The organism is Actinomycetota bacterium, assembly GCA_040754375.1.
In the GTDB taxonomy this organism is placed as follows: domain Bacteria; phylum Actinomycetota; class Acidimicrobiia; order Acidimicrobiales; family AC-14; genus JBFMCT01.
This window is the reverse complement of record JBFMCT010000028.1, coordinates 13,880-39,154: the sequence shown is the minus strand read 5'-3', so window position 1 is coordinate 39,154 and position 25,275 is coordinate 13,880. Positions and strand designations below refer to the sequence as shown.

Here is a 25,275-nt window from a genome sequence, read left to right as displayed (position 1 = left end):
AGTGGCCGCCTATGCCGCCGAGGAGGCTGGCACCGGTACGCGGTCGGTCACCGTCGGGCTCGACGTGGGGGGCACCAAGGTGCTGGGCGTGGCCATGGCCGGGGGCGAGGTGGTGGCCGAGGAGCGGGTGGCGACGCCGGCGCGGGGCGACGACCTGCTCGACGCGCTGGTTTCCCTCGTGGGCTCGCTGGGCCGAGCGGCCGCCGGGCGGGGCCCGGTGGGGGCCGTGGGGGTAGGAGTGCCCGGCCTCGTCGACCGTCGCGGGGTGCTGCGCTTCGCCCCCAACCTGCGAGGGGCGAGCGGGCTGGCTGTGGCCGAAGGGCTGGCGGCGCGGACCGCGGTGGCCGTCGAGGTCGACAACGACGCCACCTGCGCGGCGTGGGGGGAGCACGAGCTGGGGGCGGCCCGGGGGCTCGACGAGGTGGTGGTCGTGACGCTGGGCACCGGGATCGGCGGGGGGATCGTGACCGGCGGGCGGCTGTGGCGGGGGGCCAACGGGTTCGCGGGCGAGGTCGGCCACATGGTCGTCGACCCGGCCGGGCCGGCGTGCCCGTGCGGCCGCCGGGGCTGCTGGGAGCGGCTGGCCTCGGGCTCGGGCCTGGGCCGGCTGGCCCGGGAGGCGGCCGAGGCCGGGGTGGCCACCCGCATCGTCGAGCTGGCCGGGGGCAGCCCCGACGACGTGCGGGGCGAGCACGTGTCGGCCGCCCTGGCCGAGGACGACGCCGAAGCCGCCGAGGTCATGGGTGCCTTCGCCCGGTGGGTGGCCGTCGGGCTGGGCAACCTGGCCAACCTGCTCGACCCCCAGGCGTTCGTGATCGGCGGCGGGCTGGTCGGTTCGGGCGAGGCCCTGCTGGGGCCGGTGCGCAAGGCGTTCGCTGCCGAGGTGGAGGCGGCCGGCGTGCGGCCCGAGATCGACATCGTTGCCGCCACTTTGGGCGAGCGGGCCGGGGCCATCGGGGCCGCCTGCCTGGCCACCGGCAGCGGCCGGGGCTGAAGGGGAGGGCGGCTCGCCGTGCGGCTCGGGCTTACCCTTCCTCAGTTTCGCCACGAGGCCGGGCCGGCGCTGGCCGTGGCCCGGCAGGCCGAGCAGGCCGGGCTCGACGGCGTGTTCGTCTTCGACCACATGTGGCCCCTGGGCCAGCCCGAGCGCCCGGCCCTGCACGGGCCCACGCTGGCCGCCGCCTTGGCCGCCGCCACCAGCCGGGTCGTCGTCGGGACGCTGGTGGCCCGGGTAGGGCTCATACCCGACGCCGTGCTGGTCAAGTCCCTGGCCACGACGGCCAGCGTGGCCGGCCCGGGGCGGTTCATCGCCGGGCTGGGCACCGGGGACCGGGCCAACCGCGAGGAGAACCTGGCCTACGGCGTGCCCTTCGCGCCGGCGGCCGAGAGGCTGGCGTCGCTGGCCTGGTGCCTGCGAGCGCTGCGCGACCAGGGGGTGACCACGTGGGCCGGCGGCCTGTCATCGGCGCTGGTAGAGGTGGCCGCCCGGGAGGCCGACGCTTGGAACGGGTGGGGCATCGGCCTCGACAGGTTCACGGCGCTGGCCCGGGGGCTGCCGGCCGGCGTCGAGGCCACGTGGGCCGGCCAGGTGCTGGTGGGGAGGGACCGGGCCGAAGCCGAGGCCAAGCGGGAGCGCCTCGGCGACCGTCCCGGCCTGGTGTGGGGGACGCCCTCGGACCTGGCCGACCACTTGGCCGCGCTGGCCGCCGCCGGGGCCACGTGGGCGGTGTGCGCACCCCTCGACGTCGGGGCCGACGAGGCCGCTCCCGACCTGGTAGCGCAGGCTCTGGAGCTGTCCCAGGGCCGGTAGCCTGACGCCATGGAGTTCCGCCGGATCAACGCCCTGCCGCCTTATGTCTTCACGATCATCGACTCGTTGAAGGTCCAGGCTCGGCGAGCCGGCGAAGACGTGATCGACCTCGGGTTCGGCAACCCCGACATCCCCTCGCCCGACGTGGCCGTCGACAAGCTGGCCGAGGCGGCCCGTAACGCCCGCAACCACCGCTACTCGTCCAGCCGGGGCATCCCCAAGCTGCGGGCCGCGGCCGCATCGCTCTACGAGCGGCGCTTCGGGGTGCACCTCGACCCTGAGACCGAGGTGCTCAACGTCATCGGGGCCAAAGAGGGCCTGTCCCACCTGATGTGGGTGCTGCTCGACTCGGGCGACACCGCCCTGGTGCCCACGCCGTCCTACCCCATCCACCTCTACGCGCCCCTGTTCGCGGGGGCTGACGTGCGCCAGGTGCGCCTGGGCGACGGCGACGGCAACGGCGACGACGGCGACTTCCTCGACCGCATCACCGAGGCGTGGGAGAACGCCTGGCCCCGGCCCCGGGTCATCGTGCTGTCGTTCCCCCACAACCCCACCACGACGTGCGTCGACCTCGACTGGCTGGCCCGGATCGTGGAGTTCGCCCGGGAGCGCTCGGTCGTGCTGGTGCACGACTTCGCCTACTCCGACACGGCCTTCGACGGCTACTCGCCGCCTTCGATCCTCCAGGTCCCGGGGGCCAAGGACGTGGCCGTCGAGCTGTACACCCTGACCAAGTCGTTCTCGATGGCGGGCTGGCGGGTGGGCTTTCTGGTGGGCAACCCCCAGATCGTGGCCGCCCTGGCCAAGTTGAAGTCCTACCTCGACTACGGCACGTTCCAGCCCATCCAGATCGCGGCCATCGTGGCCATGAACGAGGCCTCCGACTACCCCAAGGAGGTCAACGAGATCTACTGGAGCCGGCGCGACGCCCTGTGCGACGGCCTGGAGCGCATCGGCTGGCACATCGAGCGGCCCAAGGCGACCATGTTCGCCTGGGCGCCCATCCCCGAGCCCTACCGGGCCATGGGGTCCATCGAGTTCGCGTCGTTCCTGGTCAAAGAGGCCAAGGTGGCCGTCGCCCCCGGTGTCGGCTTCGGCCCGAGTGGCGACGGCTTCGTGCGTTTCGCCCTCATCGAGAACGAGATGCGCATCGGCCAGGCGGTCCGCAACCTGCGCCGGGCGCTCGACAAGCTGTAGGGGCGTGGACGGGCCCGACGCAGCGCAGGAGCCCCAGGGCCAGACGCTCATGGTCATCTTCTCGCTGGGCGGGGTGCACATGGCGGGCCACGTCCGGCCCCGGGCCGTGCGCTGCCAGCCCGCGTTCGTCCCCCTCCAAGGCGAACCCCAGGTCGTGCTCGACCCCTTCCCGGAGAAGGGCCACAGGGGCACAGTCGAAGGGGGCCAGGTCCGCATCGGCCTCGGGGACGCCAGGCCGCTGGCCGCGGCCGCTCGGGGCGGGCGCTGGGATGACCTCGACCTGGCGGCCTTCGCCGCCCGCCAGCTCTGGGCGTGGGTCGCCCTACCCCTCGTGCTCGCCCGCCCCGAGGTGAGTGTGCGGGCCGCCGGCCACCGGCGCCTGGAGGTCACCGTGCCCGCCCAGTGGCCGGCCCCGCCCGGGCCCCACGTGCTCCATCTCGACGGCGACGACCTGGTCGTCCGCCACGAGGAGGCCGGAGGCCTCGTGCACGAGCTGATCGAGCACTGCGAGTTCTCGGGAGTACCGGTGGCCACTCGCCGCCGGACCCGAGGCCGGGGCGGGGTCACCGTGCTGTGGGCCGACGTGGTGGCGGCCGCCGTCCACCCGTCAGTCGCCCAGAAACCCCTCAACTGAGGGGCACCGGCGGCCGACAACCTTTCCATGGGCGTCAGACGCAAGCGCAAGGACGACGACGGCGGCACCGACCCGCTGCTGGCCCAGCTCGGTGAGTTCCGGTGCGGTGCCTGCAGCCGGCCCCTCCAGCTCGAACTGCTGGTATGCGCCGAGGTCGAGCGACGGGACGGGGCGGCCACCGGGTTCGTGGGGTTCGTCCACTACTGCGCCTGCTCGCCCGACGTGATGGTCGAGAGCCGGGCACTGGGGTCGTCCTATGCCTTCACCGCCCTGTTCGGCGGCCATCCCAAGCTGCCCTACCTGACCCCGTTCTGCCCCCAGACCGTGCCCGAGAACGACCCCGAGATGGCCCGCTGGGGCTGGGAGCTGGCCCAGGTGGCCGACGTCGGCGAGTTCCTGCTGTTCGCCGAGGACGCCGCCGCCCGGCGGCCCCGGGCCTGAAACGCCTCTTTCCCCCGCCCGAAACCCGCCGTTCATGGCCGGGCCGTAGCCTCAGGCCCGTGGAGACGTTCATCGTGCGGTTGTGGTTGCCCGACCGGCCCGGGGCCCTGGGGGCGGTGGCCAGCCGCATCGGAGCGGTGCGCGGCGACGTGGTGGGCATCGACATCCTCGAACGGGGCGCGGGCACGGCCATCGACGAGCTCGTCGTCCAGCTGCCCGATGCCTCGGTCGTGGGGTTGCTGGTGGCCGAGATCGGTGAGGTCGACGGCGTCGACGTGGAGCACGTGCGGCCTGCCCCAGACCGTCTCGACGCCCGCCTCGACGCCCTCGACGCGGCCGCCGTGCTGGTCGAGGCCACGACCACGACCGGTCTCGTCCACGAACTGGTGGCCCGGGCCTGCAGGGTCTTCGAGACCGAGTGGGCGGCCGCCGTGAACGTCGATGACCGGCTGCTGATGGCCGCCGAGGGGTCCCCCCCGCCCCCCGCCTGGCTGGCCGCCTTCGTGGCCGGCAGCCGGTCGTCGGCCCCCGTGGTGGCCGGGGACTGCGGCCCCGACGACGCCGCATGGGCCCAGCTCGACGGCACGCCCTACGCCCTGGTGCTGGGACGCAAAGGCCGTCCCTTCCGGGCCCGGGAGCGGCGCCAGGTCAACGCCCTGGCCCGCATCGCCGGCCTGCGGGCGCGCGAGATGGAGGGCCTGCGGCTGGCGGCACCCGCCTGAGCACCCGGCCCCACGGTCTGCGGGCGGCACACGGCTGGCTACGGTGGCACCCATGAGAGTCGGGATGCTGACCGGGGGAGGGGACTGCCCGGGGCTCAACGCCGTGATCCGGGCGGCCGTACGCAAGGGGGAGCGCCATTACGGCGATGACCTTGTCGGGTTCCTCGACGGCTGGAAGGGCGTCGTCGAGGGCCACACCATGGGGTTGGACGTGGAACGCTGCCGGGGGATCCTGCCCAAGGGGGGGACCATCTTGGGCACGTCGCGGACCAACCCCTACAAGATCGACGGTGCGGTGGAGCGAGCCCTCAAGACGCTGCGGTCCGAACGCATCGACGCCCTCATCGCCATCGGCGGCGAGGACACCCTGGGGGTGGCCGACAAGCTGGCGGGCGAGGGTGTGAGCGTGGTCGGGGTACCGAAGACCATCGACAACGACCTCTCCGCCACCGAGGTCACCTTCGGGTTCGATACCGCCGTGCAGATCGCGTCGGACGCCATCGACCGCCTGCACACGACGGCCGAGTCCCACGACCGGGTCATGGTCGTCGAGGTCATGGGCCGCCACGCCGGGTGGATCGCCACCCACGCGGGCGTGGCCGGCGGGGCCGCCGAGGTCCTGGTGCCCGAGGAGCCCTTCGACCTGGACGAGATCGCCGCCCGCCTCCGGCAACGCCACGACCGGGGCCGGTACGCGTCGATCGTGGTGGTGGCCGAGGGCGCCTCACCCCGGGCCGCCACGGCCGACGGGGCCGACGGGGCCAATGGCCAGGCCGCCGGGCTGGCCACCGTCGAGCCTGGGGTCGACCAGTTCGGCCACGTGCGCCTGGGCGGCATCGCCTACCACGTGGCCGCCGGCATCGAGGAGCGCACCGGGTTCGAGACCAGGGTGACCGTGCTGGGCCACATCCAGCGGGGCGGCACCCCCACGGCCTTCGACCGCATCCTGGCCACCCGGTTCGGGATCGCCGCCATAGACGCCGCCCACGAGGGGGCGTTCGGCCAGATGGTGGCCCTGCAGGCCGGCCAGATCGTGCGGGTGCCGCTGGCCGAGGCCGTCGGCACCATCAAGACGGTCGACGCCGGCCTCTATCACGGGGTGGCCAGGGTGTTCTCCGGGTGACCGGTGGCCCGGAGGGGCCCGACGAGAACTGGGGACACCCGGCGCGTGGAGGCGGGGGGCGACCGCGGGACGGTCGCCGCCCCGGGGGCGGGGGAGACCCTGACCTGCTGGCCACCGTAGGCCAGCGGGTGGTGGGGTTCGCCGCCGATGTCGCCCTGGCCGGGACCGTCCTGGTCACCCCGGGCATGCTGCTGGCGGGGACGTTGCGTCCCGGGGACATCGGCCCGGGCCCGGGCCGGGTGTTCGCCATCGCCGGCTTCCTGTTCCTGGCCGTCTACGAGGTCGTGCCCGTGGCCCTGTGGGGCCGGACCCCCGGCAAGGCCATCGTCGGCACCAAGATCGTGCGGGCCGCCGACGGGGGGCCGCCGGGGTGGCTGGCGGCGGTGCTGCGCTGGGCCCTGCCGGCCATCGCCTTCCAGTTGAGCGTGGTGGGCTGGGTCGTCGCCTTCGGCCTTCGGGCCTACCTGGCCCTCGACCCTTTGCACCGGGGGGCACACGACCACCTGGCGGGCACCTTGGTGGTCAAGGTCCCGGCCGAGGATCGGTAAGTTCTCTGCCGGGCTGGACAGGAGGAGCCGAGCGTGGGTGAAGCCGACAAGAGGTGGGCCGAGCAACTGGCCGAGTGGGAGATCCCCGCCGAGATCCGTGCCCAGGCGACATCCGACCCGTGGAAGCTGACGCCTCGCGTGCTGTCGGGGCCGGCGCCCGCCGGGGAGGCGCCACCTGACACGCCCGCCCGCCGCCTGGCCCTGGAGGCCCTGGGCGAGGGCGGCACCGTGCTCGACGTTGGCTGCGGCAGCGGTGGGGCCAGCCTCCACCTCGTCCCCCCGGCCACGTCGGTCACCGGGGTGGACGAGGGCGAGGACATGCTGGAGGCGTTCGCCGCCCAGGCCAAGGAGCGGGGGGCCCGCTACCGGCTGTACCCGGGGCGGTGGCCCGACGTGGCCCGGGCCGTACCGGTGGCCGACGTGGTCGTGTCCAACCACGTCCTCTACAACGTGCCCGACCTGGCCCCCTTCGTCATCGCTCTGACCAGCCACGCCCGCCGCACGGTCGTCGTCGAGATCTCGGCCCTCCACCCGGTGGCCGGCACCAACCCGCTGTGGAAGCACTTCTGGGGTGTGGACCGGCCCGAGGGCCCGACGGCCGAGGACGCCGTGGCCGTGCTGGAGGAGGCCGGCCTGCACCCTGTGGTCCAGCGCGACCGCCGCCCCGGTTGGCAGATGGCCGAGTCGCCCGAACGGGCCGCTTTCCTGACCCGGCGCCTGTGCCTGCCCCCCGACCGCCAAGGCGAGGTCGAGCAGTTCGTGGCCCAGATGGGCCCCCCTCCCGAGCGCGAAGTCGTCACCCTCTCCTGGGCCGGTGGGGCCCCCTCGGGCTGAAGGTCAGACGGGGCGAACGTACGGACGGCCGACCGGCGGGAGGGGGAGCGTAGGAGGGCGAGCATGGGGGCGGACGACCAGCCGGGTGCAGATCTCAGGAAGTGGCTCAAGCAGTGGCGGCACACGAACCGCCTGTCGCAGGCGGCCCTCGGCGAGGCCCTCGGCTATGACGCCAACTACATAGCCAAGATCGAGGGCGGTAGCCGCCCACCGACCCGGCAGTTCGTTGCCCGGCTCGCGCAGGTCGCCGGTAAGCCTGCCGATGCCCTGCTGCACGCCACCAGCAGCGACGTCGCCCGGCCGCCCCTTCCCGTCCCGCCCGACACCCTCGTCGGGCGGGGGGCCGAGCTCGGCTCCCTGGTCTCGGCGATGGAGGGCGCCGCCCGGCTGGTCACACTCGTCGGTCCGCCCGGGATCGGCAAGACCCGGCTGGCGTCGGAGGTCGCGAACCGTCTCGATCCCGCACTCGTCAACGGGGCCTGGTGGGTCTCGCTGCTCGACGTTGGCGAGGCGGGCGGTGTCGTCGGCCGGGTTTGTCGGGAGCTGGCCGTGTCCGCCACTGGCGGTTCGGACCAGGAGGATGCTCTGGTCCAGCGGCTCCGAGGCCAGCAGTCGCTCCTCGTGCTCGACAACTTCGAGCACGTGATCGAGGCCCGCTCGCTGGTCAGCCGGTTGTGCGCCACCGCCCCCGGCCTTCGGGTGCTGGTCACCAGCAGGGAGGCACTCGGCCTCGTGAACGAGCACGTCTTCCCTGTTCCGCTTCTCACGGTGCCCGACCTGAGCACCCATCGGTCCCTGGCTGAGATCGCCACCTCTACGGCGGTGGAGTTGTTCGTCTCCCGGGCGAAGATGGCCGACCCTCGGTTCGACCTGAACGAACGGAACTGCCTAGCCGTCGCCCAGATGTGCACGCTCGTCGACGGGCTACCGCTCGCCATCGTCCTGGCCGCGGGACGAGCTCCGTTCCACGGAGCGGCCACCCTTGCCCACCAGGCTGCCTCCCCGCTGAGGCTGGGCGAGGGTGCGCCCGCGGACTTGCCCGACCACCACCAGTCCCTGGCCAGTGCGATCGCGGCCAGCTGGGCCCTCCTCGACGAGGACGAGGCCCGGCTGCTGGACCGCCTGTCCGTCTTTGCCGGTGGCTTCGATGCCGAGGGCGCGTCGGCCGTCGGGGGCGGGGACGGCGTCCGCACCCTCGGGCTTCTGGCATCGCTTGCCGGCAAGAGCCTGATCGAGCACTGGCCTGACGATCGTGACCTGCCCCGCTTCGACATGCTGGCCAGCATCCGCTCCTATGCCGCCAACCGCCTGGCGATCGCGGGCGATGAACAGGTGGTCCGCGGCGCCCATGCCCGCTACTTCGCGGCGTTGGCGGGCCGGTGCGGGGCCGGGCTTACGGGTGTCAAGCAATCCGACTGCGTCGCGGAGCTGGCCCTCGAGGTGGCCAACATCCGGACGGCGTTCGACTGGGCGATCGAGCACGACCCGGCGATGGCACTCGACATCGCGGCCAGCACCTGGCGCTTCATGCTCATGCGGGACATCCCCACTGGCCGGCAATGGCTGGCCAAGGCCCTTGCGGGCTCAACGGGGCCAAGCCGGGCCAGAGCGGTGGCGTTGGCCGCAGCCGGGGCCCTCGCCTGGGTGACGGGCCACTACGACGAGGCCGAACAGGTGCTGGCGGCTGCGGCCGCGATGGCCGAACGCCTCGGGCTCCCCGATGTCGTGGCCTTGGCCCTGCTCAACCAGGGGGCGCTGGCCGAGCAACGCTCGCTGCTCGACGAGGCCGACCGCTGCTTCGCCGCGGCCGTGGCGCTGTACCACTCGATCGGGGACGACCGGGGCCGGGCGCAGGCCCTCATCGGCCGCGGCATGATCAGCCGCCATCGCGGCGAGGTCGACCAGGCGTGCCTCCACTGGACGGACGCGGCGCGGCTCCTGCGCGATGTCGGCGACCGGTTCAACCAGACCCTCGCGCTCAGCAACCTGGCGTGGGCCGCCGAGAAGGAAGGCCAGTACGAGGAGGCCCAGGAGTGGCTGGCGGGTTGCAGGCGGGCCCAGATCGCCCTCGGCGACGCCCGGGGCCTGGCGACGACGACGACCATGCTTGCCCGCCTGGCCTACAAGCGAGGGGCCACCGAGTCGGCCGAGGTCCTCGCCCTGGACGCGCTGGTTGCCTTCCAGCAACTCGGTGACCGCCCGTGGTCCGCCGCGACCCTGGTGATCCTGGCCGCGGCCTTCACTCGGGAGAAGAGGTGGCGGACTGCGCTGAAGCTCGTCGGCACAGCCGACGGGCTGTGGGAGGAGATGAGGGCGTCTCCCCGTCCTGACCAGGACGCCATGCGGTCCGACGTGCTGAGCGGCTGCGGCCGGCATGTGACCCCGGGGGAAGCCAGCCGTTCGTTGAACGCCGGCCGGGCGATGGACCTCACCGACGCCATCGACCTGGTCAGGCGAGAAGGTGCGGGCGGCGAGGCATAGCCCCGCGGCCCGCACCATCCGCTCGTCCTTCCCTAAGGGATACCCCTAGGGGCTATCAACCACAGGCACACCCTTCTGCCCAGGCCACACCGGTGACCACCACCGGGGCCAGGACCGAGACGATGAAGCCGGTGAGGAACTTCCGGCTCCGGCCGGGCTGTGCCATTCCCCTCTCGGGGATCTCCGTGGGGCTGTCGTGCCGCGGCTCGACCAACACGCTCTGGTTCATGGGCGCTCGCTTTCGCTGGGCGAGGAAGCAGGGCCAGGGCGCGCGATAGGCTCAGGAGTGCGAATCCGGGAGCCCACGCGCCGTGGGTCTTCCTCACGTACCGGTTGTCAAGTGCCGGTACGGGCGTGTGGACCACTTCCAGGTGAGCCACACGCGCCTAGCCGGCACCCCAGATGCTGACGGACGGCCAAGGCGCGGCCCAGGGGAGTACCCGCGGCTTACCGCCGAGGTCTTTGGTGCGTCGGTACGGGCCGATGCCCGGCTTCGGCGGAGTTCGTTCGCGGGGGCGGCAGGCGGCTAACGCGGGCCCCAACGCGCTGTCCCGCGTGGCCAGCCGAGACTTGCCGGGTGCCCGGTAGGGCTACTGCCCGGTTCTCACCGCGTGATCCTCTGGGCCCAGGAAGTCCGCGATCAGCCTGGCCACCTGCTGGTGGCGCTCGATCATCGGCCAGTGGGCTGCCCCGGCGACGAGCTCGAGCCGGCCGTCATCGAACAGGCCGGAGAGCCGCAGGGCATCGGAGGGGGGCGACAAGCGGTCGCCGTCGCCGTTGATCACCAGTACGGGGCCGGCCACCTGGTGGGCCGCTCCCGCGAGGTCGAAGCGGCCCGCGTTCCTGGCGGCGGCGAGGACCGCCGGGCGGCCGACACCCTCCAGGCAGTCCCGCAGAGGTTCGGACGCCAAGCGCCCCGGCCAGCGCAGGTACGGCCGGAGCGTGAGGTAGCGGAGGGCTCTCCAGCGGGCCACCTCGTCGAGCAGCCAGCCCGGTGCCGGGAACGCTCCCTGCACCACGACCGACACCAGTCGGAGGGCCCTCAATGGATGGCGTACGACGTGGCGGGCGCTGGCGTAGAGGTCGAGGACTCCGAGCAACGCCCCTCCGACGACGACCACCCGCACGACGCGCTCTGGCCGGGCCGTCGCCATTGCCAAGGCGACGAGGGCCCCCATCGAGTGGCCGACGACCGACAGGTGCCCGATGCCGAGGGCGTCGCAAGCCTCGATCACGGCGCTGGCCGCGGCGGGGGCGGTCAGGTCCCCGTCGAGGGGGTCGGAGCCGCCGAAACCCGGCAGGTCGAGCGCGACCACCCGGCGCCCCGCGGCCAGGGCCGGGGCCACCGCTGTCCAGAACCGCCACGTGTTGGCGATCCCGTGGAGCAGGATGCACGCTGGTTCCCCCGTGCCGCATTCGACATAGGTGATTCGCCGCCCGTCGAGAACGAGCTCCGTCGGGGCCAGGGCGTCGCGACCCTCCCGCCACGCCTCAGCCAGCCCCGTGCCGTAGCCGTCAGCCCCCAGAGGAGCCCCCCAGGGCCCCACCCTCGTTGGGGTTGCGGGCCTCCGCCCGGGCGACCTTCTCCCTGCGGGTCAGGGGCCAGTCGAGGTAGCGCTGGTGGGCCCACTCCCACAGAACGCTGTCGGGGAGCAGGTTGTCGCTCTTCGCCCCGGCCACAGGCGTCGACCGCAATAGCGGGCTCCGGCGCGTCGTCAGCTCCTTGACGACCTTCAGCTTGGTCTTGTCACGTCGCTCGTAGTAGGCCCCCGACTTGATCCCCAGCCGGTCCATGGCGTCCCTGGGCCTGCCCCCCGGGTTCTGGGCGAAGTCGCGCAGCCACTCGTCCTCGGCTTGGGTCAGGTCGAGGACGGCCGAGTAACTCCGCGGTGGGCGGAGACGGGGGTCGACCCAGAGGTAGACGCTTGGCATCGTGCATACCGTGTTGATGGCCTCCATGAGGTCGAGCAGGGAGTGTTCTTTCGAAACGATGGCGTCGACCAGGAAGCGGTCACCGAAGGGCTGGGAGGCCCGTCGCAGCAGGTCGCCCTCGACGCTCATCCACGCGCTCCAGAGCACGATCCGGACATCGGGGCGCTGGTTATGGACCAACTCGGCCAGCTCGAACCCGTGGGGGTAGTGGTCGGGATGGCTGAGGGCGAGATCGAGCACGGCCACCGAGAAGTCGACATCGTGGTTGACGATCAGTGAAGTCGCCTCCTCGGCAGTCTCAGCCTGGGCAACGACCGTGTACCGGTGGCGACCGTTGCCGTCGGTATAGGCCTCGAGGTGATCCACGACCATCTCGCGAGTCGTCTTCTGGTCCTCCACGACGAGCAGGCCGATCCGGTCGGCGCTCACTCGGGCTGCCTGGTCCACCAACCGCTCACCTCTGCTCCTCCAGTTGGGGCGTTCCCGACGCTGACATCGCCGCCCATGCTCCGGAACATCGCCTGAGCTATGGCCAGGCCATGACCGTTGACCAGCCCGGGCTCGCCGATGAAGCCTCTGCCGTTGTCCGAGACCGTTAGCCGGGCCACGTTGCCGGCACACGTGTACGTCACCTGGGCCTCGGTCGCATGGCCTCGCCGAACGGCGTTGTCGAAAGCGTTCTTCAGGAAGATGGGCACGGCGACCGCCTCGTGGGCCGCCAGGGACGCCTCCTGCGGGCTCGTGACCCGCACCGCTAGCGGGAACGGCTCGGCGGTGGCCGCGGCCAGGTCGGCTAGGCCCACGGCCCGCAGGGGTGGGACCTCGGCGGCCAGGGTCTCGGCCTTGGCGTCCACCAGGCGCCGGACCCCACTCGCTAGTTCAGGTGAGCCTGCGAAGTGCCGGCTGGCGACCGCCGCCAGCGAGTCGAGCAACGCGGTGTCCTCCTCGCGCCCGGACCGGACCATCCTGCGGTACTCCTCGTCCTGGTAGACCCGCCCGAACTCCTCCTTCTCCTTCTCGATCGTCTCAGAGGCGTCGTTGAGAAGCCGCACGATGATGTGGACGACGAGCCCGACCATGGCCGAGGACACCGAGTAGTTGAGGACCCTCTGGCCGGCGACCACACCGAGCCGGGTGAGCCGCTCCCCGTTGAGGCGTGCCCCGGCCAGGTAGAGGGTGGCACCCACCGCGAAGCCGGAGGCCATTGCTCGCGGTGCCGTGGCCACGGCCGGGCTGCCCGCGGCCCCCAGCAGCACCACCGGGGCCCACGCCTGCATGAAGAAGGCGGAATCGTCGGCATTCGACCGCCAGTAGGTCCGGCGGTCAGCGATGGCCGGGTACACCAGGTAGCGAGCGGCGGTCAGCACGCCATGGCGGGCCAACCAGGACCGGTCGGCGGCGAGCTCGGGCCGTCGCCGTAGCCGCCAGTAGACCCAGCCCGAGTGGGCGGAGTGGAGCGCCGCGGTGGCGAGCAGTTGGCGCTTGCGATGGTTGGGCCGGGCCACCAGCCCGACGACCGACCACGCCCAAGGTTCGAGGGCCATCATGAGCATCGGGCTCTGAACGGCCTGGTGGTAGATGCCGAGCGGTGCCCTGCTCCTAGGGCCGTTGGCCTTCACCGCACGCCCGCCTGAAGCGCAAGGCGCGCCGCCAGGACGGTTCGGCCAGCTTCGGCCGAACATGCCACAGCCGGCGGCCGGCCGGTCAGGTCGGAGAACGAGGTGGCGGCGAGGTTCAAGTCGAGGCTGCCCTGGCTGACCGACAACTCGACGGACAGAGGGCTCCCCGCTGACCTGGCCGCGGCCGTGAGCCACGAGACGGTGGCGTGGTCAGCCCCGCGGGTGAAGAGCAGGCCGTCAGCCGGGTCGAGGTTGGCGGACTGGGCCACGGTGCCCGGGCCCGGTTGGGGGGCACAGACGATCCGTAGCCGGAGGCAGTTGACGGTCACCGCACCGGCTTCTGGGCAGTGACGCCACCCGTCGGCCTCGGCTCGGGCCAGGTCGGCGACCAGGGGGGCCAGCCCGGCTTTCATCGCCATGGTCTCGGCCCAGCCCGCGAAGTCCACCAGGGCCCGGTTGACCAGGTGGTCATGCGTGTCCTGGCGGGCCTGCAGGGTCGCCCGGGCCTGGTTCTCGGCGGCCGCCAGGGCGTTGAGCTTCACAGCTGCGGCGTAGCCGTCGTCGACCGCCTGGCGCATCAGGGCGCTCAGCTGGGCGATGCACGAGAGGGCGATGACCGACCACGCCGCCTCGCGGAGGACGTAAGCCGCCCGCCTTCGTCCCCGCAGGCCCCACAACGACGAGAGGGCGACCTGCATGGCCACCGGGGCGGCGTAGGCGGCCAGGCGCTCACCTGGGCCCCGGGAGGAACCCAGTTGGACGGCCCACCCGAAGCTCAGCCCGAACTGGCTCATGGCTCGGTCAGCCTCGAATGCAGTCGCCGGGATGTGCTGGCGAAGGGCGTGTGCGGCCACCAGGTCGGTGGCCGCCGCCATTGAGATGAGCGCCTTGGTGACCGCCTGAGAGCCGCCCTTGTCGCAGTAGACCGATGCGAAGGCCACGACGTCGCGGAGGAGCAGGCAGCCGAACGGGCCTGCGGACCTCGGGTCTCTACGGAAGTGCTCGATGGCGGAGAAGGCATCAAGACCGAGGTGGTAGAGCCAGGCTGAGGCCGACGCGCTGCAGTTGCGGCTCCGCCAACTGTCGAGCAACGCGTCGCCGCCGGCGGGCGCCACTGTTTCGCGGGTTAGAGCCACCGGCAGAAGGTAGTGGTCGGAGGCGGGTTCACCCAGGCCCAATCGGCCGGCAAGCTGCCGCGCGTTCACGCGGGCGGCTGTGCCGGCCGGGGACCACCGTCGGTGAGCCCGGCGCGTCCGACGAGGACTTCGCGCCCCACGAGGGCGGACTGGTCGACCGTGAGGCCCAGGCCCGGCGCCCGGCGGTACGGGGCGGCGCCTACGTGCAGCTCCCCCCGGCGGCCGAACATCACGACCGGGGATACGAGGTCGCGGTGCAGCAGCTTCGTGCCGAACGCTCCCTCCTGGCCGACCAGGCCGTCACCGGCGTGGGCGGCGACGGTCAGGGCGGCCCGGCTGAGGATGCTCGTCTCGCCCACGTGGGCACCCACGATGACACCCATGCCGATCGCACGGGCCGCTTCCACGGCGGCCAGTGAACGCAGCAGGCCCCCCATCTTGGAGACGCGGCAGTTGAGCGCCCAGCTCCCGGCGGGCCCGGGTAGGCGGGCGAGCTGGTCACCCCGCAAGGCGCTCTCGTCGATCACCACCGGGGCCCCGAGGGCGGCGGCCACGGCCGCGAACCCGGCGAGGTCGTTGGCCGCCAGGGGCTCCTCGATGGCGGTGAAGGGAAAGTCGAGGCGCTGCAAGTGTTCGATGCACTCGCGGGCGTCGCCCCACAGGTTGTTGGCGTCGACCCTCACGCGCACAACCGGGCCCCGGCGCCGGAGCCGAGCCAGCTTCCGCCGGTCCCGGGCCAGCGAGCCCGACAGCTTGAGCTTGAAGTCCGACAACCCCATGGCCAGGTAGCGCTGGAGCAGCACGGCGAACACCCAGCGGCCGCTGTCGCCGATGACGGCCGTGTAGCGTGCCACCCCCTCCAGTTCGGGCAGGCCGAGGAGGTCTTCCACGGGCACACCCTGGTCATGGCCCAGCGCGTCGAGCAGGGCCAGCTCGAGGGCGCAGAAGGCGGCGGGATTGGCGTCGATGCTCTCGCGGTGGTCCGCCATCCATGAGCGCAGGCCGTCCACTGTCGTGGCCGCGGCGGCCGCTCCTGGGGCCACGTCCCCCAGAAAGGCGCGGGCGGACTGCACGGTCTCACCGGTGACATAGCGGCGGGGGCAGCCCTCTCCGACGCCCGTCGCGCCGCTCGCCGTGCGGACCTGGACGATGACGTTCTCGGTGGCCGCCCGGACGGCGGACGCGTGCCGCACGGTGACCCGGAAGCGGGCCGGGAAGCTCGACAGCTCGACCCGGTCGATGCGCGTCCCGGTCATCGTTCAGGCCACGACCGCGGGGGCGAGGTCGAAGGTGAAGTCCTCGGACCGCTGCAGGGGCATTACCTTGAACTGGGCGTCGCGTTGCCCGTTGGCCACGCAGTGGGACCGGTAGGCCTCGCCCGTCCCGGTTCGCAGCTCCCGGGCGACGACCGGTTGGAGCCGGCCGCTGGCCCGCTTGGAGCGGTACTCGACGTTGAGCCGGGCCAGCGCCTCGTCGACGGCCCGGGCGACGCCGTCGAGGTCGTGGCCGTGGACCGGTCCCTCCACGTACAGCCGGTAGGTGGCCGTGGCTGTGTCGGCCAGCATGAGGAAGAAGCCTCCACCCGGGGCCCGGCCCTGGCCGGCGGCTACCACGGCCTCGATGACTTGGCTCTCGTGGAGCTTCTCGCCGGTGATGTTGGTGAAGCCCTTGCCCTTCTGGACGAAGGCCAGGCACGGCGCCCGGCCGAACCAACCAGTGACTTCGACGACGTCGTTCATGTCGTAGCGGTACAACCCGTCGAAGGTGGTGACGTACACGTAGTACTGGCGGCCCTGTTCCAGCTCGGCGAGGGTGAGGAACGGGCCGTGGCCGACGTGGCCGCCCTCGCCCTCGCCGTCGCGGGCCCCCCGGTCGACGAACTCGAAGAAGTTGTCGCCCAGGGTCGGCACGCAGTTCCCGCTGGTCGTGTCCACCGCCACCGTCCCCCGCACCTCGGTCGCCAGGTAGCCCAGCTCGACCACGGCTGTGGTGGGGGCCAGCAGGTCCCGCAACCCGGCCACGGCCAGCCCGCAACTGCCGCCCGTCCAAGTGGTGACGGCTGCCAACCGGGGCCAGAGCTCGCCGAAGGTGAGGTCCGCCGGGGCGCCAAGAGCACGGAGCTGGGCGGCCCGCCGGCTCCCGGGGCGGAGGGCGGCCGTGACCTCCCGGGGCCATTGCGGCCCGATGTCCCCGGCACCCCGCAGCCGGCCCGCGCCGAGGTCGTCGAGGAGGTCGGACCAGCGCTCGACGATCACCTGGCGCACCCGCAGCAGAGTCGACGGGTTGGCGGTGGCCATCACGGTGAGGTCGCCTTCGGCGAGGGCTAGGGCGGCGGTGACGTAGTAGCGCGCGGCGTGGTCGGCGATGTGCAGTACCGCGGGCGGGATCACGTAGCGGCGGCGGATGAGGGCCGGCAGGCTCTCGAGGATCAGGCCGCTGGCCGAGCCGTAGGGCGTTCCCCCCGGGCGGTAGCCCTCGACCGCAGGCCCGGCAAGGCCGAGGATGCGGCCCGACAGCGCCCCGGTGGAGGCGTGGAGCATGGAAGAGAACAGGCCCTGCGCCTTGGCCTGGCGGCGAAGCCCGGTCGGGGTCACGGGCAGGAACTTGGGTGTACCCGTGGTGCCGCTGGTCGTGGCGTAGAGCAGCGGCCGCTCGGCCGTGAGGGCGGGCTCGCCGGTGGACTCCTGGCGTTCGACGTAGGGCCGCAACGACTCGTAGTCGTTCACGGGCACGGCCTTGGCGAAGTCGGCCGGCGACCGGACCGAGCCCAAGCCGTGCTCACGCCCGAACGTGGTGCCCGCGTTGAGGGCCAGGATCTCGGCCAGGGTCTCGGCCTGGGCCTGGGCCGGGTCGGCCGCTTGCGCCCTCAGTTCGCCCCACAACCGCCGCCGTCGCCGGCCCAGCCCCACGTCCAGCGCCTTCCCCCCGACGGCCCCCGTCAGCCCGTTCAGCAGGCCGGCCATCACGCACCGGCCGTACGACGGAACGGCGCCGCCACCTGGCCGGCGAAGGTCTTCGGGTAGGACGGCTCCCCGTTGCCGAGCTCGCCCACCTCGCGGTCCGCGGGCAGGAACCGGGTGCCGAAGAGGGTGTCCCAGATGATGAGCTTGTTCCCGTAGTTGTGGTTGGACTCGCCCACGTCCGCCGCGTGGTGCCAGCGGTGCAGTTCGGGCCCGGCGATCAGCAGGTTGACGGGGCCGAGCCGCACGTCGCAGTTCGAGTGCTGGAAGAAGCCGTTGACGGCGTAGAAGACGTAGTAGCCGGCCATCACCCGCCCGTCGACGCCCAGGATGACGAAGGGGAGCGTCTCGACCAGCGACTGGACGATCTCCTCCAGCGGGTGGAAGCGGCCGACGTTGAACCAGTACAGCCGGTCCGGGGAGTGGTGGACGGCGTGGAGCCGCCACAGCGCCGGGCTGCGGTGCATGGCCCGGTGCTGCCAGTACCGCAGGAAGTCGGCCACGAACAGCATCAGCGCGACCTGGGCGACCCCGGGGAGGTGGTCGGGCCACAGGCGGTCGGCGGCCAGCCCCGACCCGACGACCGCACTGGCGGACAGCGCGAAGGCGATCGCCGCGAAGGCCGGGACCACCATCTGCACGACGGCCATGAAGGCCAGGTCGGTCCTCACCGTCTGGCGGTCGGGCGACCAGGCGGAGCGGTAGGGGAAGCGCACCTCGGCCGCGGTGATCAGCACGGCGGCCACCAGAATGGGGGCGTAGGCGGCCACCGTGGTGGGGGCGCCGCTGCTGTCCAGCACGTAGAAGCAGACGCAGGCGCCGACTACGACCACCGGGTAGAAGAGCGCCCGCATGGCCCACGGCGTGACCACCGGCCGGCCAGAGGGGACATCGGCCCGCTCGGCCCCGGCTTCGTGGTCGGTCCAGATCAGCAGGAAGGCGGCCAACCCAAGGTGGAAGAGCGTGGGCAGGCGAGCGTCAAGCCACCCGCCGCCGGCCGCGAACGTGAGCCCAGCCACCAGCCGCAGGGCCATCACCACGCCGTAGGCGAGCGCGAAGGTGTGGACCGCCGTTCGCCACGGGCGGCCCAGCAGGCGATGGCCCCGGCCGACGGCGCGGATCACTCGGAGCTGGCCGGCGATGATGGCCAGTTGCGCGCCGACCAGGGCGGCGTAGGGGAGGGCGCCGCTCTGCCAGTCCTCGAAGGGGGGCAGGAAGCCGACAGGGTGGACGTACTGGACGAGCTGGGCAACCACCCGACCGACGAACAGAGCGGCCAGAAGTCCCAGCAGCCCGACGTGGGGGGGCCGGCCCCCGGTCCGACCTGAGGGCTCGACGACCGGGGCCCGCTCGCTGACGATCTCGACCTGTGACGACATGGCGTGATCGTAAGAACGGGCTTGTCCCGGTTGAACCCGGGGTTGCCCTCATTGCCGGCTGGGGGCTCCCTAAACGTCGGGGCCCGGCCTGGCTGGCCGTCAGCGGGAGGAGATGGCTTCCCTTAGGAGGTGGACGAGGGCGGGGGCCACGCCGGGCGCGGCCGCCAGCAGGGACGAGCTGGCCGGGGGGCCGCCGTCGAGGCTGCTGATGGTGGCCCCGGCCTCGGTGGCGATGAGGGCGCCGGCGGCCACGTCCCAGGGCTGCAGGCCGGTCTCGTAGTAGCCGTCCAGGCGCCCGTTGGCCACCCAGCACAGGTCGAGGGAGGCCACGCCGTGGCGGCGGATGTCCCGGGCCCGGGGGACCACGTGCACCAGGACCTCGGCCTGGCGGGCGCGGCGCTCGGGCTGGTAGGAGAACCCCGTGGCCAGCAGGGCGGTGGCCAGGTCGTTCTTGTCCGAACAGGCTATGGGCTGGCCGTTGAGGTGGGCGCCGCCTCCCCGCACGGCGGTGAAGACCTCGTCGAGGGAGGGGTCGGCCACCACCCCGGCCACCACCTCGCCCCCCACCTCGGCCGCGATCGAGACCGACCAGCGGGGATGGCCGTAGAGGTAGTTGGTCGTGCCGTCGAGGGGGTCGATCACCCAGCGGACCTCGCTCGTCCCCGTGCGGGCGCCACCTTCCTCGGCCAGGACCGAGTCCTCGGGCCGGGCCCCCAGCAACCGGTCGAGGATCAGGGCCTCGGCCGCCCGGTCCATCTCCGAGACCATGTCGGTCGAGGTCGACTTGGTCGTGACCGACCGCCGCGCGTGGCGGAGCCGGCCCAACAGCAGGTCACCGGCCTCCCGGGCGGCCGTCTCGGCCAGTTCGAGCAGGGCGCACGGGTCCACAGGCACGCCCGGGACCCTACTAACCCGCCACCACCGGCCCACACCGGGCCCCACCGACGAAACCCGCGCGGGAATCGTGGGCGTTTCGCCCACGATTCCCGCGCAGGTTTGCGCGGGGTTTGCGCAGGTTTGCGCGGGTCGGTGTTCGGGGCGTTGGCCAGGGGCGCCGGGGGCTGGTAAGCACCAGCGGTGGCCGACCGTCCGCTCGCCATGTTGCTCGACAAGGTGCCCGGGCGGGCACTGGCCGTGTACGCCCATCCCGACGACCCCGAGATCTCCTGCGGAGGCACCCTCGCCCGGTGGGCGGCCGAGGGCGCCGAGGTCCACCTGCTGCTGCTGGCGAGGGGGGAGAAGGGCTCGGCCGACCCGGCCGCCGACCCCGACGAGCTGGCCCTGAGGCGGGCGGCCGAGGTCGAGGCGGCGGCCGCCGTGCTGGGCCTGGCCGGTTGGACGCGGCTCGACCACGGCGACGGTGAACTGTCGAACACGGCCGAGCTGCGGGCCGAGATCGTGGCCGCGGTGCGCCGGGCCCGTCCTGACGTGGTCGTGTGCCCCGACCCGACGGCCGTGTTCTTCGGCGAGACATACTTCAACCACCGTGACCACCGGGAGGCGGGGTGGGCCACGCTCGACGCCGTCTCACCGGCAGCCGGCAGCCCCCACTACTTCCCCGAGGCCGGGCCCGCCCATGCCGTCGGCCAGGTGCTGTTGTCGGGGACCTTGGAACCCAACGCCTGGGTCGACGTGAGCCGGACCCTGGAGACCAAGATCAAGGCCCTGCTGTGCCACGAGAGCCAGCTCCAAGCAGCCGCCTTCGGCCACGAGGGCGGTACCGCGGAGTGGCTGGCTTCGCTGCTGCGCCAGCGGGCCGAGGACAGCGGCCGTCTGGCCGGCACCCTCCACGCCGAAGGCTTCCGCCGCCTGCTGCTGGCCTAGCCCTCGTCGCCGGCGAGCTGCTGGGAGAGGTAGAGGGCCTCGCCCAGGCTGGTCACCAGCCCGAGCTGGGTCTCCAGCCAGTCGGCGTGCTCCTCCTCGCCGGTCAGGATCGACTCCAGCAGTTGCCGGGTGCCGTTGTCGCCCTTCTCGACGCAGAGGGCGACCCCGGCGTTGAGGCGGGCGACGGCCGCCTTCTCGACGTCGAGGGCCAGCGCCAGCTTCTCGGGGACGGTCTCGCCTACCCGCACGGGGCCCAGGCGCTGGAGGTTGGGTACGCCCTCGAGGTAGAGGATGCGGCCGATCAGCATCTCGGCGTCCTTCATCTCGTCGATCGAGTCCTCGCGGAACTTGGCGGCCAGGCGCCCGTAACCCCAGTTCTCGCACATCTTGTGGTCCGCGAAGTACTGGTTGACGGCTGTCAGCTCGGCGGTGAGGACGTCGTTGAGCAACTCGATGATGGCGGGGTCGCTCTGCATCAGGCGGCGCAGGCGTCGTCGGAGGCTTGGTGGTCGAGCATCGTGTGGGGCGAGAGACCGGCGTCGGCGAGCATACGGGCGAGGACGATATGGCAACCGCCGCAGCGCGAGCCAGCCCCGCACTCTGAAGCCAGGTCACCGAGAGTGCCGGCCCCCCTCTCGATCGTCCGGCGGACGGTCCGGTCGGTGACCGCCCGGCAGTGGCAAACGAACATCGATCGCGCTCAGGTCTCGGCCAGTTGGCGCCGATGTAGAGGGCGATGACGTACGACCGACGGCACACCCCGAGCCATGAGGGCCGTGGCCACCGCGAGGGGGACGGGGCAGGTGGCCACCCGGCGCCGGTGCGTGCCCACGACGTGGCACACGGGCCCGCCGTCACCGACCTCGACCCTCACCCAGCACACCCGGGTCATCTCGGAGATAGGAACCCCATAGCTCCCCACTTGGGAAAGCCTAACACCAGTTGTTGGGGATGTCAGGAGCGGGTGGCGCCCTTGGCCTTCCATTCACCCATGGCTCGCAGGACCAGCACGGCCACGATGGCCACCCCGCCGGCGGCCATGACGCCCCCGACCAGGGCGCCGAGGCCGGCGGCCACCGTGCAGTCACCGGTGCACTGCACGTCGACCAGGGCCTTCCCGATGAGCAGGCCGCACAGGCCGGCTACCAGGATGGCCACGAACGCCACCGCCCGCGCCTTGACCGAGGGCAGGGCGGAGGGGCCCGGAGGCGGCGGGTTCGGGTCATCGACCACGAGGAGATCGTAGGCTGTGAGAGTGCGAACGCTGGTGGTGCTGCCGACCTACCAAGAGGCGGACAACATCGCCGAGGTGCTGCGCCGCCTACGGGCCGCCGTACCCGACGCCGACGTGTTGGTGGTGGACGATTCGAGCCCCGACGGCACGGCCGACATCGCCAAGGCCGCGGCCCACGAGCTGGGGAGCGTGGACGTGCGCATCCGTCCCGCCAAGTCGGGCCTGGGCAGCGCCTACCGGGATGGGTTCCGTGAGGGCCTCGAGCTGGGCTACGAGGTGCTGGTGGAGATGGACTCCGACCTTTCCCACGACCCCTCGGCCCTCCCGTCGCTCCTCCAGGCCGTGGAGGACGGTGCCGACCTGGCCATCGGGTCGCGTTACGTCCCCGGCGGCTCCATCCCCCACTGGCCCATCCACCGGCGCTCGCTGTCGCGCTGGGGCAACCGCTACGCCGCCTGGGCCCTCAAGCTACGGGTCAAGGACTCGACGTCGGGGTTCCGGGCCTACCGGGCCGACCTGCTGCGGCGCGTCGACCTCGACCAGGTCAGGGCGGACGGCTACGGCTTCCAGATCGAGATGGCCTACCGCGTGGCCCGCCTGGGGGGCACCATCGCCGAGCGCCCCATCGAGTTCCGCGACCGGGAGCGCGGGAACTCGAAGATGTCGAGCCGCATCATCGGCGAGGCCCTCACGCTCGTGACGTGGTGGGGCCTGCGAGACCGGGTGTCGCGCCGCCGCCCGCGCTAACTGCGGCCTCCCTCATCAGCGCCGGCGCCGGCGTCGCCGCGAGCTCTGGGGGGCGGTGACGGCCGCGGCCCGGGCCTGGGCCGGGCCCGGTTCGTCGTCGCGGTCTTCGGCCTCGTCGCGGTCGGGAAGGTCGTAGTCGGGGCCCGCGTTCTCGGTCTCGCCGGCCTGGGCGGCCATCGGGCCTGCTCCGTCGTCGGTGCTGTCCCCCCACCGGGCCTCGTCGTCGCGCGATCCCCATAAGGCGGCGCTCTCGGCCGCGGCGGCGTCTTCGTCCGACGCGGTCTCGGAAGCTGCGACATCCTCCGCGGGTGCGAGGTCCTCGCCCACCGCGGTTAGCTCGCCGGCCTCCTCCACGCCGGCCTCCTCCACGCCGGCCTCGTCCTCGCCGGCTTCTTCGTCGCCGGCCGGCGGGACGAGGGTGAGAGCCGCGGATGGCCCGTCCCCGGCGTCCCCGGTCCCGGGGTCCTCAGCCATGGCGGTGGCCCCGGCGGCGGCCGTCGCGGCGGCCGCCGCCGCCTGTGCGGCTTCGGGCTGGGCGGTCGGCTGGGTGCGGGCGATGGGGCCATGGCGCTCGCAGATGAGGTGGGCCAGCGCGAAACCGAGCACGAAGGTGTCGAGCTCGGCCTCAGTGGCGGCCCGGATCATCTCCTGGGGCCCCGTCGAGAGCACCCACTCGCCGTTCTCCTGGCGGCGCGATAGCGCGCCACCGATGGTGTCGATGTAGCCCGCGGCTGCCTCGGTAGAGGTCACCTCGGGGTAGGGGAGAGTCCACCACTCCGGAAGAGTGCCCATTTCCTTACCTCCTGGCCAGATCGCAGATGGTCCCCCCGGTAGCCCTCAACAGGGCGTTGGGGGTTATCGGGAAGTTGACGTGGGGCGTGCCTGCGGCAGCCCACAGTTCGTCATAGTCCAGCAGATCCTGGTCGACGAACACGCGCAATGGCTCACGGTGGCCGAACGGGGGTACGCCGCCGACCGGGTAACCGGTCGTCTCCCGCACGGTGTCAGCGTCCTCGCGCCATGCCTCGTCGGCCCCCGCCGCGGCCGCCAGCTTGTGCTCGTCGAGCAGGTTCTCGCCGCTGACCAGGGCTACGACGATCTCGTCGGCTCCTCCGATGTCGCCCGCCCCGCTCCCGACGCCGAAGACCAGCGACTTGATGATCTGGCCCAGTTCGACGCCGATGGCCTCGGCCGCGTCCGACGCCGTCCTGGTGGTGGACGAGAACTCGCGCGCGTGCACGTCCACGCCCAGCGCCTTGCCTGCTTCGACGACCTGCCGCACGTTCCGGTGCATGTCCCCCGACCCTCTACGCCGCCCCCCGCCATGCTGGCACACTGGGCTGGCACACTGGGGGCCGTGGCTCCGGGGTTGGGCCCTGCCGGCATCCTCCATGTCGACCTCGACGCCTTCTACGCGGCCGTGGAGGTGCTGGTCGACCCCGCCTTGGCCGGCCGCCCGCTGATCGTGGGCGGGGCCGGGCCCCGAGGCGTGGTGGCGGCCGCCTCCTACGAGGCCCGGGCCTACGGCGTCAGCTCGGCCATGCCGTCGGCCCAGGCCCGGCGCCTGTGCCCCCACGCCGTGTTCGTGGCCGGCCGCTACGCCCTCTACGCCGACTACAGCAGGCGTCTCCACGAGATCTTCCAGTCGGTGACACCGCTGGTGGAGGGGATAGCCCTCGACGAGGCCTTCCTCGACGTCTCGGGCGCCCGCCGCCTGCTGGGCGAGCCCGAGGAGATTGCCCGTGACCTGCGCCGCCGGGTGCACGACGAGCTCGGGCTGTGGGCGTCGGTGGGGGTTGCCCCGGTCAAGATGTTGGCCAAGTTGGCTTCGGAGGCGGCCAAGCCGGTCGCCGACCGGCGGGGCACCCGTGCGGGACCGGGGGTGGTGGTCGTGGCCCGGGGCGAGGAGTTGGGCTTCCTGCACCCCCTCCCGGTGAGGTCCCTGTGGGGCGTGGGCCCGGCCACACTGCGCCGGCTGGCTCGGTTCGGCGTCGAGACGGTGGGCGACCTGGCCGCCCTGCCCCTCGAGACGGTGGTGGGGGCCCTGGGCCAGGCCCACGGCCGTCATCTCCACGACCTGGCCTGGGCCCGTGACCCACGGCCGGTGGTGCCCGGCCGGGAGGCCAAGTCGGTCGGCCACGAGGAGACCTACGCCACCGACCACCACGACCGCCCGCCCCTCGAGCGGGAGCTCGTGCGCCTGAGCGACGCGGTCGCGGCCCGGCTGCGGGCTGGGGGCGTGGCCGGGCGGACGGTGACGCTGAAGGTGCGGTTCGCCGACTTTCGGACCATCACCCGGTCCAAGACCGTTCCCCAGGCCGTGGCCACCGGCCAGGAACTGGCCGCCCTGGCCCGGGGGCTGCTGGGCGGGGTCGACCCTTCGCCGGGCGTGCGCCTGCTCGGGGTGAGCGCCTCCAACTTGGAGCCGCGGCCGGCCGTCCAGCTTGACCTGGCCCCGGTGCCCGGCGAAGGCGCCACTACCTGGGAGGGAGTGGGCCGGGCGGTCGACGAGGTGAGGAAGCGCTTCGGGGAGGCGGCCGTGGGCCCGGCCGCCCTGCTCGACGGCTCCGAACTGCGCCTGCGGCGCCTCGGTGACCAGCAGTGGGGACCGGGATGAGACCCGCTCGGAGCCCGGCCCACGGCCGCCCGCC

The 25,275-nt window shown here is 72.8% G+C and carries 28 protein-coding genes; 13 read left to right on the top strand and 15 right to left on the bottom strand.

What is annotated here, in order from left to right:
* Position 1: 1 nt before the first annotated feature.
* The 10 genes from AB1673_12245 (at position 2) to AB1673_12200 (ending at position 9,793) form a co-directional block, all read left to right on the top strand.
* A complete protein-coding gene (locus tag AB1673_12245; GenBank protein ID MEW6154745.1) occupies positions 2 to 994 on the top strand; it encodes an ROK family protein in 993 nt (330 codons plus the stop codon).
* A gap of 18 nt (positions 995 to 1,012) precedes the next feature.
* Positions 1,013 to 1,810, top strand: a complete 798-nt coding sequence (locus AB1673_12240; GenBank protein ID MEW6154744.1) for an LLM class flavin-dependent oxidoreductase — start codon at positions 1,013 to 1,015, stop codon at positions 1,808 to 1,810.
* Positions 1,811 to 1,819: 9 nt separating this feature from the next.
* Positions 1,820 to 3,010, top strand: coding sequence for an aminotransferase class I/II-fold pyridoxal phosphate-dependent enzyme (locus AB1673_12235; protein MEW6154743.1), 1,191 nt, complete (start codon positions 1,820 to 1,822; stop codon positions 3,008 to 3,010).
* 4 nt (positions 3,011 to 3,014) lie between these two features.
* Positions 3,015 to 3,644: a hypothetical protein gene (locus AB1673_12230; protein ID MEW6154742.1), complete on the top strand. Its 630-nt coding sequence runs from the start codon at positions 3,015 to 3,017 to the stop codon at positions 3,642 to 3,644.
* Positions 3,645 to 3,671: 27 nt separating this feature from the next.
* Positions 3,672 to 4,085 carry a hypothetical protein gene (locus tag AB1673_12225; protein MEW6154741.1) on the top strand — a complete coding sequence of 138 codons (414 nt, stop codon included), beginning with the start codon at positions 3,672 to 3,674 and terminating at the stop codon, positions 4,083 to 4,085.
* A 59-nt stretch (positions 4,086 to 4,144) separates the two neighbouring features.
* Positions 4,145 to 4,807, top strand: a complete 663-nt coding sequence (locus tag AB1673_12220; protein ID MEW6154740.1) for a hypothetical protein — start codon at positions 4,145 to 4,147, stop codon at positions 4,805 to 4,807.
* A gap of 52 nt (positions 4,808 to 4,859) precedes the next feature.
* Positions 4,860 to 5,930, top strand: a complete 1,071-nt coding sequence (locus tag AB1673_12215; GenBank protein ID MEW6154739.1) for an ATP-dependent 6-phosphofructokinase — start codon at positions 4,860 to 4,862, stop codon at positions 5,928 to 5,930.
* The gene (locus tag AB1673_12210; protein MEW6154738.1) at positions 5,927 to 6,478 is read left to right on the top strand and encodes an RDD family protein; all 552 of its coding nucleotides are present in this window, start codon (positions 5,927 to 5,929) and stop codon (positions 6,476 to 6,478) included. The genes AB1673_12215 and AB1673_12210 overlap by 4 nt, the downstream gene beginning before the upstream one ends.
* A 33-nt stretch (positions 6,479 to 6,511) precedes the next feature.
* Positions 6,512 to 7,312 (top strand): methyltransferase domain-containing protein, encoded by an 801-nt coding sequence (locus AB1673_12205; GenBank protein ID MEW6154737.1) that lies wholly within the window; start codon positions 6,512 to 6,514, stop codon positions 7,310 to 7,312.
* Positions 7,313 to 7,375: 63 nt separating this feature from the next.
* Positions 7,376 to 9,793, top strand: a complete 2,418-nt coding sequence (locus tag AB1673_12200) for a helix-turn-helix domain-containing protein (protein ID MEW6154736.1) — start codon at positions 7,376 to 7,378, stop codon at positions 9,791 to 9,793.
* A 55-nt stretch (positions 9,794 to 9,848) separates the two neighbouring features.
* Here AB1673_12200 and AB1673_12195 read toward each other — a convergent pair whose 3' ends face one another.
* The 9 genes from AB1673_12195 to AB1673_12155 form a co-directional block, all read right to left on the bottom strand.
* Complete coding sequence (locus tag AB1673_12195; protein ID MEW6154735.1) at positions 9,849 to 10,022, bottom strand: hypothetical protein; 174 nt, start codon at positions 10,020 to 10,022, stop codon at positions 9,849 to 9,851.
* Positions 10,023 to 10,383: 361 nt separating this feature from the next.
* The gene (locus AB1673_12190; GenBank protein ID MEW6154734.1) at positions 10,384 to 11,340 is read right to left on the bottom strand and encodes an alpha/beta fold hydrolase; all 957 of its coding nucleotides are present in this window, start codon (positions 11,338 to 11,340) and stop codon (positions 10,384 to 10,386) included.
* Entirely contained in the window at positions 11,309 to 12,154 is an 846-nt protein-coding gene (locus AB1673_12185; protein ID MEW6154733.1) for a hypothetical protein, read from the bottom strand. Before AB1673_12185 ends, AB1673_12190 begins: the two co-directional genes overlap by 32 nt.
* A complete protein-coding gene (locus tag AB1673_12180; GenBank protein ID MEW6154732.1) occupies positions 12,151 to 13,272 on the bottom strand; it encodes an ATP-binding protein in 1,122 nt (373 codons plus the stop codon). Before AB1673_12180 ends, AB1673_12185 begins: the two co-directional genes overlap by 4 nt.
* A gap of 68 nt (positions 13,273 to 13,340) precedes the next feature.
* Entirely contained in the window at positions 13,341 to 14,480 is a 1,140-nt protein-coding gene (locus AB1673_12175; protein MEW6154731.1) for a hypothetical protein, read from the bottom strand.
* A 65-nt stretch (positions 14,481 to 14,545) separates the two neighbouring features.
* Positions 14,546 to 15,736, bottom strand: coding sequence for an enolase C-terminal domain-like protein (locus tag AB1673_12170; GenBank protein MEW6154730.1), 1,191 nt, complete (start codon positions 15,734 to 15,736; stop codon positions 14,546 to 14,548).
* A gap of 3 nt (positions 15,737 to 15,739) precedes the next feature.
* A complete protein-coding gene (locus tag AB1673_12165) occupies positions 15,740 to 17,443 on the bottom strand; it encodes a GH3 auxin-responsive promoter family protein (protein MEW6154729.1) in 1,704 nt (567 codons plus the stop codon).
* Positions 17,443 to 18,819: a sterol desaturase family protein gene (locus tag AB1673_12160; GenBank protein MEW6154728.1), complete on the bottom strand. Its 1,377-nt coding sequence runs from the start codon at positions 18,817 to 18,819 to the stop codon at positions 17,443 to 17,445. The genes AB1673_12165 and AB1673_12160 overlap by 1 nt, the downstream gene beginning before the upstream one ends.
* Positions 18,820 to 18,918: 99 nt before the next feature.
* A complete protein-coding gene (locus tag AB1673_12155; protein ID MEW6154727.1) occupies positions 18,919 to 19,713 on the bottom strand; it encodes an inositol monophosphatase family protein in 795 nt (264 codons plus the stop codon).
* A gap of 183 nt (positions 19,714 to 19,896) precedes the next feature.
* On the opposite strand from AB1673_12155, the gene AB1673_12150 reads away from it, so the two are divergent.
* Positions 19,897 to 20,643: a PIG-L family deacetylase gene (locus AB1673_12150; protein MEW6154726.1), complete on the top strand. Its 747-nt coding sequence runs from the start codon at positions 19,897 to 19,899 to the stop codon at positions 20,641 to 20,643.
* Here AB1673_12150 and bfr read toward each other — a convergent pair.
* Genes bfr through AB1673_12130 form a run of 4 tightly spaced genes read right to left on the bottom strand, consistent with a single transcriptional unit; the run spans position 20,640 to position 21,876 of the window.
* On the bottom strand, positions 20,640 to 21,119 hold the full coding sequence (bfr, locus tag AB1673_12145; protein MEW6154725.1) for a bacterioferritin: 480 nt from the start codon (positions 21,117 to 21,119) through the stop codon (positions 20,640 to 20,642). The genes AB1673_12150 and bfr overlap by 4 nt on opposite strands.
* Positions 21,119 to 21,334: a (2Fe-2S)-binding protein gene (locus AB1673_12140; protein ID MEW6154724.1), complete on the bottom strand. Its 216-nt coding sequence runs from the start codon at positions 21,332 to 21,334 to the stop codon at positions 21,119 to 21,121. The genes bfr and AB1673_12140 overlap by 1 nt, the downstream gene beginning before the upstream one ends.
* Positions 21,335 to 21,343: 9 nt before the next feature.
* On the bottom strand, positions 21,344 to 21,565 hold the full coding sequence (locus AB1673_12135) for a hypothetical protein (GenBank protein ID MEW6154723.1): 222 nt from the start codon (positions 21,563 to 21,565) through the stop codon (positions 21,344 to 21,346).
* Positions 21,566 to 21,597: 32 nt separating this feature from the next.
* Positions 21,598 to 21,876: a hypothetical protein gene (locus AB1673_12130; protein MEW6154722.1), complete on the bottom strand. Its 279-nt coding sequence runs from the start codon at positions 21,874 to 21,876 to the stop codon at positions 21,598 to 21,600.
* 22 nt (positions 21,877 to 21,898) lie between these two features.
* Between AB1673_12130 and AB1673_12125 the strand changes: the two genes are divergently transcribed.
* Complete coding sequence (locus AB1673_12125) at positions 21,899 to 22,624, top strand: polyprenol monophosphomannose synthase (GenBank protein MEW6154721.1); 726 nt, start codon at positions 21,899 to 21,901, stop codon at positions 22,622 to 22,624.
* A 15-nt stretch (positions 22,625 to 22,639) separates the two neighbouring features.
* On the opposite strand, the gene AB1673_12120 is transcribed toward AB1673_12125, so the two are convergent.
* Complete coding sequence (locus tag AB1673_12120) at positions 22,640 to 23,416, bottom strand: hypothetical protein (protein ID MEW6154720.1); 777 nt, start codon at positions 23,414 to 23,416, stop codon at positions 22,640 to 22,642.
* Between the two features lie 4 nt (positions 23,417 to 23,420).
* Positions 23,421 to 23,918, bottom strand: coding sequence for a YbaK/EbsC family protein (locus AB1673_12115; protein MEW6154719.1), 498 nt, complete (start codon positions 23,916 to 23,918; stop codon positions 23,421 to 23,423).
* A gap of 63 nt (positions 23,919 to 23,981) precedes the next feature.
* On the opposite strand from AB1673_12115, the gene AB1673_12110 reads away from it, so the two are divergent.
* Positions 23,982 to 25,241 (top strand): DNA polymerase IV, encoded by a 1,260-nt coding sequence (locus tag AB1673_12110; GenBank protein MEW6154718.1) that lies wholly within the window; start codon positions 23,982 to 23,984, stop codon positions 25,239 to 25,241.
* The last annotated feature ends 34 nt before the right edge of the window (positions 25,242 to 25,275 follow it).